The organism is Micromonospora sp. NPDC023644, assembly GCF_040640115.1.
Classification (GTDB): domain Bacteria; phylum Actinomycetota; class Actinomycetes; order Mycobacteriales; family Micromonosporaceae; genus Micromonospora.
Genome location: NZ_JBFABA010000103.1, coordinates 1 through 7,432 on the forward strand (window position 1 = coordinate 1; position 7,432 = coordinate 7,432).

Annotated in this window: 8 protein-coding genes; 1 reads left to right on the top strand and 7 read right to left on the bottom strand. The window is 75.1% G+C overall.

All coding sequences use genetic code 11. The annotated features are described in order from the left end of the window. Positions 1–142 precede the first annotated feature (142 nt). The 7 genes from AB0G08_RS29920 to AB0G08_RS29950 form a co-directional block, all read right to left on the bottom strand. A complete protein-coding gene (locus tag AB0G08_RS29920) occupies positions 143–1,204 on the bottom strand; it encodes an ABC transporter permease (RefSeq protein WP_358094263.1) in 1,062 nt (353 codons plus the stop codon). Next, a complete protein-coding gene (locus tag AB0G08_RS29925) occupies positions 1,201–2,094 on the bottom strand; it encodes an ATP-binding cassette domain-containing protein (protein WP_358094266.1) in 894 nt (297 codons plus the stop codon). The genes AB0G08_RS29920 and AB0G08_RS29925 overlap by 4 nt, the downstream gene beginning before the upstream one ends. 81 nt (positions 2,095–2,175) lie before the next feature. Next, positions 2,176–2,877, bottom strand: coding sequence for a response regulator transcription factor (locus AB0G08_RS29930; protein ID WP_358094279.1), 702 nt, complete (start codon positions 2,875–2,877; stop codon positions 2,176–2,178). A 14-nt stretch (positions 2,878–2,891) separates the two neighbouring features. Continuing rightward, on the bottom strand, positions 2,892–4,178 hold the full coding sequence (locus AB0G08_RS29935) for a sensor histidine kinase (RefSeq protein ID WP_358094269.1): 1,287 nt from the start codon (positions 4,176–4,178) through the stop codon (positions 2,892–2,894). Between the two features lie 153 nt (positions 4,179–4,331). Next, positions 4,332–5,282, bottom strand: a complete 951-nt coding sequence (locus AB0G08_RS29940; protein WP_358094271.1) for a permease prefix domain 1-containing protein — start codon at positions 5,280–5,282, stop codon at positions 4,332–4,334. After that, the gene (locus AB0G08_RS29945; protein ID WP_357876920.1) at positions 5,279–5,620 is read right to left on the bottom strand and encodes a PadR family transcriptional regulator; all 342 of its coding nucleotides are present in this window, start codon (positions 5,618–5,620) and stop codon (positions 5,279–5,281) included. The genes AB0G08_RS29940 and AB0G08_RS29945 overlap by 4 nt, the downstream gene beginning before the upstream one ends. Positions 5,621–5,751: 131 nt before the next feature. Then, positions 5,752–6,369 (bottom strand): hypothetical protein, encoded by a 618-nt coding sequence (locus tag AB0G08_RS29950; RefSeq protein WP_358094273.1) that lies wholly within the window; start codon positions 6,367–6,369, stop codon positions 5,752–5,754. 193 nt (positions 6,370–6,562) lie between these two features. Here AB0G08_RS29950 and AB0G08_RS29955 point away from each other — a divergent pair. Next, positions 6,563–7,432, top strand: an 870-nt coding sequence (locus tag AB0G08_RS29955; RefSeq protein WP_358094276.1) for a serine/threonine-protein kinase, incomplete at its 3' end; no start/stop codon positions are given.

The window sequence follows — 7,432 nt, forward strand, 5'->3', positions numbered from 1 at the left end:
CCCGGGGCCGCGATGTCGCCCGGGGCCGCGATGTCGCCCGGGGCCGCGATGTCGCCCGGGGCCGCGATGTCGCCCGGGGCCGCGATGTCGCCCGGGGCCGCGATGTCGCCCGGCACGCCGGGGGCGTGCCGGGCGACGCCGCTCAGCCCAGCGTCTCGCGCGAGCGCCACGCCGCCCGGACCGAGGTGCGGCCGTTGGTGCGCAGCAGCGAACCCTCGTACACCCGGGCCCCGGCGGCCACGAACGCGGCGGCCGCGACCAGCAGCAGGACCAGGGACACCAGCGGCTCCCAGCCGGCCGCGTCCCCGGTGAACAGCCGCAACGGCATGGCCGTCGGCGCGGAGAACGGCAGGTAGGACAGCACCCGCATGGCCGTCGCGTTGTCGTTCAGGAAGATCACCGCGAAGAACGGCAGCATGACCGCGAGCTGCACCGGCGTCGACACGCCCGCGATGTCCTCCTGGCGGTTCACCAGCGCCCCGGCCGCCGCCCACATGGCCGCGACCAGCACGAAGCCGAGCAGGAAGAACGGCAGGAACCAGCCGATCGCCGGGGCCAGCAGCGAGAGCAGCCCGCCGCTGTCGCCGAACTGCACCCCGATCAGGGCGACCAGGGCGACGAGGGCGATCTGCCCGAGGGCCAGCACCGTGCCGGCGATCATCTTGCCGGCCAGCAACGCCCGCACCGGCACCGCGGCCACCAGGATCTCCACGATCCGGGTCTGCTTCTCCTCGACGATGCTCTGGGCGATCTGCACGCCGAAGGTCTGCGAGGTGATGAAGAAGATGAACGCGAAGGCGAACGGCACCAGGAAGGCCACCACCGGGTCCACCGCGTCGGGGTCCAGCAGCCGGACGGCGGGCTGGGTGCTCAGCGCCGCCACCACGTCGTCGGGGGCCTCGTCCATGGCCAGCACCGCCGGTCCGGAGACCACCGCGGCGTCGACGTCGCCGTCGCGTACGGCCTGCTCGGCGGCGCGGTCGTCGGGGACCGTCCGCACCTCGAGCCCCGCCTCGCGCAGCGGGCCGGCCGCCGCCGCGGTCACCGCCACGCTCGACGGGCCGCCGGAGAGCAGCGGTGGCAGGATGGTCGCGGCGGCGGCGATCAGCAGGAAGAACAGGGTGCTGAACAGGAAGGTGCGGTCGCGCAGCTTGACCCGGATCTCCCGGGCGGCGACCAGCCGGGTGGCCTGCGTGGTGTTCACTGGGCGACCTCTCGGAAGATCTCGGTGAGGGACGGGCTGACCGGGCGGAACGCGCGGACCGGGCCGCGGGCCAGCGCCGCGTGCAGCACCGGCTGCTCGTCCGCGCCGGGCGCGAGGTCGAACACGGCGCGCGCGCCGTCCAGGTCGACCAGGGTCACGCCGGGCTGGTCCCGCAGCCAGCCGGCGTCGGTCTGCACCACCAGCTCGTACCGGGGCACGGTGTACGTCGCGCGCAGCTCCTCCCGGCTGCCGGCGGCCCGGATCACGCCGCCGCCGATGATCACCAGGTCGTCGCAGAGCCGCTCGACGACGTCCAGCTGGTGGCTGGAGAACAGCACCGGCGCGCCCGCGGCGGCCCGCTCCCGCAGGACCGCCACGACCGTGTCCACGGCCAGCGGGTCGAGCCCGGAGAACGGCTCGTCGAGCACGAGCACCTCGGGGTCGTGCACCAGGGCGGCGGCGATCTGCGCGCGCTGCTGGTTGCCCAGCGACAGCGTCTCCAGCAGGTCGTCGCCGCGCTCGGCGAGCCCGACCCGCTCCAGCAGCGCGTCCGTGTTGCGCCGCGCGGCGTCGGCGGTCATCCCGTGCAGCCGGCCCAGGTAGGTCACCTGCTCCCGGACGCTCATCTTCGGGTAGAGGCCGCGCTCCTCCGGCATGTAGCCGAAGCGCTGGCGGGCCTGCCTGGTCAGCGGCGCCCCCTGCCAGGTGATCTCGCCGCCGTCCGGGGCGAGCACCCCGAGGATGATCCGCATGGTGGTGGTCTTGCCGGCGCCGTTGCCGCCCACGAAGCCGGTCATCCGGCCGGCGGCCACGTCGAAGGACACGTTCTGGAGCACCCGCCGGTCGCCGAAGCTGCGGTCGACGCCGTCGAGGCGGAGCACGTTGGTCACGGCGTTCACGCTAGATCGTCGGCCGCCGCCCGCCGTCCGTCCCGAGATCGAGCGCGCCGTCCCCCTCGTGGCGGAGACCGGTCAGCGGCCGGGGCGCACCACCTCGTGCTCGTACGCGAAGACCACCGCCTGCACCCGGTCGCGTAGGCCCAGCTTCGCGAGCACCCGACTGACGTGCGTCTTCACCGTCGCCTCGCCCAGGTGCAGCTCGGCGGCGATCTCGGCGTTGCTGGCGCCGCCGGCGACCAGGACCAGGACCTCCCGCTCGCGGGGGGTGAGGTCCCGCAGCGCCGCCTCGGGAGCCGTCCCCGGGCCGCCCCGCGTGACGGGCTCCCCGGGGCGGGCGAAGGTGGCGATCACCCGCCGGGTGAGTTCCGGGGCGAGCAGGCCGTCACCCCGGGCGAGCACCCGGATCGCCTCGATCAGGGCCTCCGGGGTGCCGTTCTTGAGCAGGAAGCCGCTGGCCCCGGCGCGCAGCGCGGCGAACAGGTAGTCGTCCCGGTCGAAGGTGGTGAGGATCAGCACGGCCGGCCCGCCCGGCCTGTCCTCCTCGGCGGTGATCCGCCGGGTGGCCTCCAGCCCGTCGACCCCGGGCATCTCCACGTCCATCAGCACCACGTCCGGCCGCAGCGCCCGGGTCATGCTGGCGGCGCGCTCGCCGTCGGCGGCCTCCCCGACCACCTCGATGTCGTCCTCCACCTCCAGGATGACCCGGAAGCCGGTGCGGACGAGGTGCTGGTCGTCGGCGAGCAGCACCCGGACCGGACGGTCGACCCCGGGCACCTCCTGGTCGGCGCTCACGCCGGCCGCCCCACCGGCAGCGGCAGCGGGAACCGGGCCCGGACCCGCCAGCCGCCGGCGGCCCGGGGGCCGACCTCCAGCTCGCCGCCGTGGGTGGCGACCCGCTCGCGCATCCCGACCAGGCCGAGCCCGTCGGCGTTCGCCGGGCGGGTGGCCCGTCCGTCATCGGTCACGTCGACCTCCACCTCGTGTGCCAGGTAGCGGATCCGCACGTCGAGCGCGGTCGCGCCGGCGGCGTGCTTGAGCGCGTTCGTCACGGCCTCCTGGGCCACCCGGTACGCCGCCTGGGAGACCGAGTCGGGCAGCGGCGCCGGATCCCCGTACACCCCCATGGTGGCCCGCAGCCCGGCCTCGCGGGCGCGCTCGACCACGGCCGCGACCTGGTCGATCCCGGCGGGACCCGGCTGCTCCGCGCGCTCCGGGCCGCCGTCGCGGGCGCGGAGCAGGCCGAGCATCCGGCGCAGCTCGTCGACGGCCGTGCGGGCGGTCTCCTCGATCGCGCTCAGCGCGGCGCGGGCCTTGACCGGGTCCTTGTCGAACACCCGGCGGGCGGCGGACGCCTGCACCCCCATCACCGACACGTGGTGGGCGACCACGTCGTGCAGTTCCCGGGCGATGCGGAGCCGTTCACCCACCACCGCGTGCTCGCGGATCTCGGCCTGCGAGCGGCGCAGCTCCTCGGCCCGCGCCTGCACCTCGTGCTGACGCCGGGCGGCCAGCCACGCGGTCTGCCCGAAGAAGTACGCGAACCCGAAGAAGAGCCCGTTGACCAGCACCCCGTTCACCATCGCCGCGAGCACCGGGGGCACGGGCCCGACCGCGCGGGCGAACGCGTCCGCCGGGATGCTGTCGATCGTGAGGGCGTAGTACGCGCCCAGCCAGATGAACATGGTGGCGATGACGCCGATGCGCAGCCGCCGGGCCAGCCGGCGGTCGGGGCCCCACGCGCCGAGGGAGTAGAGGGCCGCGAAGAGCCCCCACGAGGCGAGCTGCGTCTCCGGGGCGGAGCGCGCCTGGGCGGCGATGAAGCCGATCGAGACGACCACGGTGACGGCGGCGGGGAACCGGCGCCGCCAGATCAGCGGCAGCGTCAACGCGACGGTCCAGAAGACCTGCTCGGGCCCGGACGGCGGCGGCCCCAGCAGGAACGCCCCGGTGCTGCGGGCCAGGGTGAGGCTGACCAGCGCCAGGAGGGTCGCCGCCAGCCCGACGTAGACGTCGAACCGCCGCTGTTCCGGGGTCGGCCCCGGCCGCCGCCAGTCGTCGTCCGTCACGGTGTTCATCCAGGTCAGGATCTCATCCCGCCGGTCGCCGCCGGGCGGGAGCCCGGCCCGGGCGGGTGGCCCGCCCCGGCGCGCTGCTACCCCCGCGCGTGCCGGCGCCGGCACGCGCGACGGCCCGGCACGCGTGGCGTGCCGGGCCGTGGCGGTGGTGGATCAGGTGCGGTTGCGCCACGCCTTGACGGCGCTGTCGAGGATGTCCCAGAGCGTCACCAGCACGGTGCCGGCGATCACCGCGGTCGCCACCAGGTTCAGGTTGTCGCCCTCGCCGAGCCAGTCGAAGCGGGCCACGAGGTCGGGGTTGAGCAGCCGGTCGGTCGACATCAGCCAGACCACCGGCACCGCGAACGCCAGGTCGAGCACCGCGTTCACCGCGACCAGCGGCCAGGTCCAGCGCCCGGCCCGGTACTTGGCGAACTCCAGGCCGATCGTGGCCACCAGCACCACGATCAGGAACGGCAGCCAGAAGCTCCACAGCGCCGGATCGAGGACCGGCAGGTTGTCGTCGCCGTCGGTGGGCACGAACGACCGGAAGTGCTGCATCGGCAGGTAGGCGATGACCAGTGCCAGGAAGGTGACCGAGGCGGCGATGTCGGCCAGGGTGATCTGCCGGCCGGCCGTGTCCTCCGGGAGCTGGTCGACGCTCCACGCGGGCAGGTGCAGGGGGATCTTGGTGCGCTCCAGCACCGCGAAGACCGCGGTCACCCAGAAGGCGATCTGGACGGCCACCTGGATGGCGGCGGAGATGCCCGTGCCGATCCCCGCACCCACGTCGCCGCCGTCGGCGACCCTGAGCAGGCCGGCCAGCACGCCGACCAGGGCCGGGATGAAGCTGAGCAGCAGCTTCATCAGCCGCGCCCAGGCCAGGTAGTAGGCCGGGCCGATGAGCTGCAACCGGCGGTCGGCGTAGCGGGCGGCGAGCTTGTCCGGGTCGCCCAGCTCGGTGAGCACCTCCCGCTCGGCGGTGGTGGCGTCCTGCCCACCGGCCGTGCGGCCCTCGACCATGTCCTCGATCGAGGCGCGCAGCTCGGTGGCGATCTCCTCGCGGCGCGCGACCGGCACCGAGCGCAGGGTCGCGGCGAGGTATCGGTCGGTCAGGGTGGTCATCGGTCGGCTCCTTCGATCAGTCCGGTCAGGGAGGTCTGCACTGTGGCGAGGTCGGTGAGGAGCCGGCCCAGCACCGACTCGCCCTCCTCGCTGGTCCGGTAGAACTTGCGCGGCCGGCTCTCCTCGGTGTTCCACTCGCTGGTCAGCAGCCCCTGCTCCTCCAGCCGCCGCAGCAGCGGGTAGAGCGTGTTGGCGTCGACCGGAAAGCCGTGGTCGGCGAGGCGTTGCAGCAACGCGTAGCCGTAGTCGGGGCGGCGCAGCGCGACGAGGCTCGCCACCACCACGGTGCCCCGACGCAACTCCTGAAGGTGCGTTCGCAGGATCTCATCGCTCACCATGCGTCACACCATACTGTGTGGCACACACTATCGTCCAGCGATACATCATCGTGCTGGCCGCCATCAGTGTGTTCGGGCGAGACGGACGGCGGCGGACCCTCGGAGGGGTCCGCCGCCGTGGGGTCGACCGCTCAGCAGGACCGGCCCTCCCGGAAGCCGCGCTCGACGACCGACGCCGGCCCGACCTGGAGGTAGCCCACCCCCGGCCGGATCGGGTGACCGGTGAACAGCTCCACCCGGGAGCCGACGCGCACCAGGTACGCCGAGGCGTCGCCCGCGTCGTTGCGGATCATCGAGCCACGCGGGCCGTAGAGCTCCTCGAGGGCGGCGAAGGACATGCCCACCCCCGCGCCGGCGGGCGTGCGGGGCGGCGCGGTGGCGGTGCCCACCTCCACCAGCCGCCCGTCGCGGAAGGCCAGCAGGATCTTGCCCGCCCAGGCCCCGGTGACGCCGGCGTGGACCACGCCGTCGCAGTCGGGAGCCACCCAGTCGATGAGCCCGGCCGCCGACAGGCGCGCCAGGTCGGCCCCGATCCGGAACGGCCCGGCGCCCCGGACGCTGATGACCCGGGCCTCGTCCCGGTCGACGGCGCCGGGCGCCGCGCCGGGGTGGCCGCCGGACCGGTCGGGAAGGTGCCCGGCGGCGACGGCCGGCCGGGGCGCGGCGGTGGCCGGAGCCGCCACGGTGAGCGGCACGAGCCCGGCCGTGGCCAGCAGGGCGGTGACGACGGTGTACGAGAGACGGTGCACGGGGATCTCCTTCTCAGCGGTTCGGGTGTCCTTGTCCTCTTGGTCGCCCCGCCGACCGGATCGGTTCGTCGGGTTCCCGACCGATGCGCCTGCGGCCGGTCCGTCGCGGTGCCGAGGGCTCCCCCCGGCCCGACGCGGCGTCTACTGTCGAGGCGGAACGGCGGCCGGCGGTGCCGGTGTCGGGGGTGGTGCGGTGACCAGTCCGGAGCGGATCGGGCCCTACCGGATCGAGCGGCTGCTGGGCACGGGGTCGTTCGCGACCGTCTGGCTGGGCCACGACCCGGTGCTCGACTCCCGGGTGGCGATCAAGGTGCTGGCCGAGAACTGGCACCACGACCTGCGGGTGCGGGAGCGGTTCCTCGACGAGGCCCGCCTGCTGCGCCGGCTCGACGACGAGCGGCTGATCCGCGTCCACGCGGCCGGCGAGCTGGCCGACGGCCGGCCGTACTCGGTCATGGCCTGGGCCGACGGCGGCAGCCTGCGCGACCGGCTGGCGGCCGGCCCGGTCCCCCCGCCCGCCGCCCTGGATCTGCTGGCCGAGATCGCCGCCGGGGTCGCCGTCCTGCACCGCCACGGCGTGGTGCACCGCGACCTGACGCCGGGCAACGTCCTGTTCCGGTCCGGCCCGGACGGCGAGCGCGTGCTGATCGCCGACCTCGGGCTGGCCAAGGCCCTCGCCGCCGCCTCCGGTCTCACCGCCCGCGCCGGCACCCCCGGCTACATGGCCCCGGAGCAGGACGACCCGCTCGCCGTCGTCGACACCCGCGCCGACGTGTACGGCCTGGGCCGGCTCGGCCTCCGGCTCCTCGGCGCGGACGGGGAGCACGGGGCGGGCGGTCGGCCGCACCCGGGCGGGACGACCCGGCTGCGGGAGGGCGTGCCGCCCCGGGTGGCGGCCGTGCTGCGCCGGGCGACCGCCCCCCGCCCGGCCGACCGCCACCCGGACGCCGCGGCCTTCCGCACCGCCTTGTGCCGCGCCGCCACCGCACTCGGACGGCTCTGGAGCAACGCGTCGACGATCCGCTCCGCGAGCGGCACAAACGATTCCACCCGCCGACCCTCC

Excerpts from the sequence above, each read along its gene's own strand:
- AB0G08_RS29945 (WP_357876920.1), bottom strand. The coding sequence starts at position 5,620 with ATGGTGAGCGATGAGATCCTGCGAACGCACCTTCAGGAGTTGCGTCGG.
- AB0G08_RS29940 (WP_358094271.1), bottom strand. The coding sequence starts at position 5,282 with ATGACCACCCTGACCGACCGATACCTCGCCGCGACCCTGCGCTCGGTG.
- AB0G08_RS29935 (WP_358094269.1), bottom strand. The coding sequence starts at position 4,178 with ATGAACACCGTGACGGACGACGACTGGCGGCGGCCGGGGCCGACCCCG.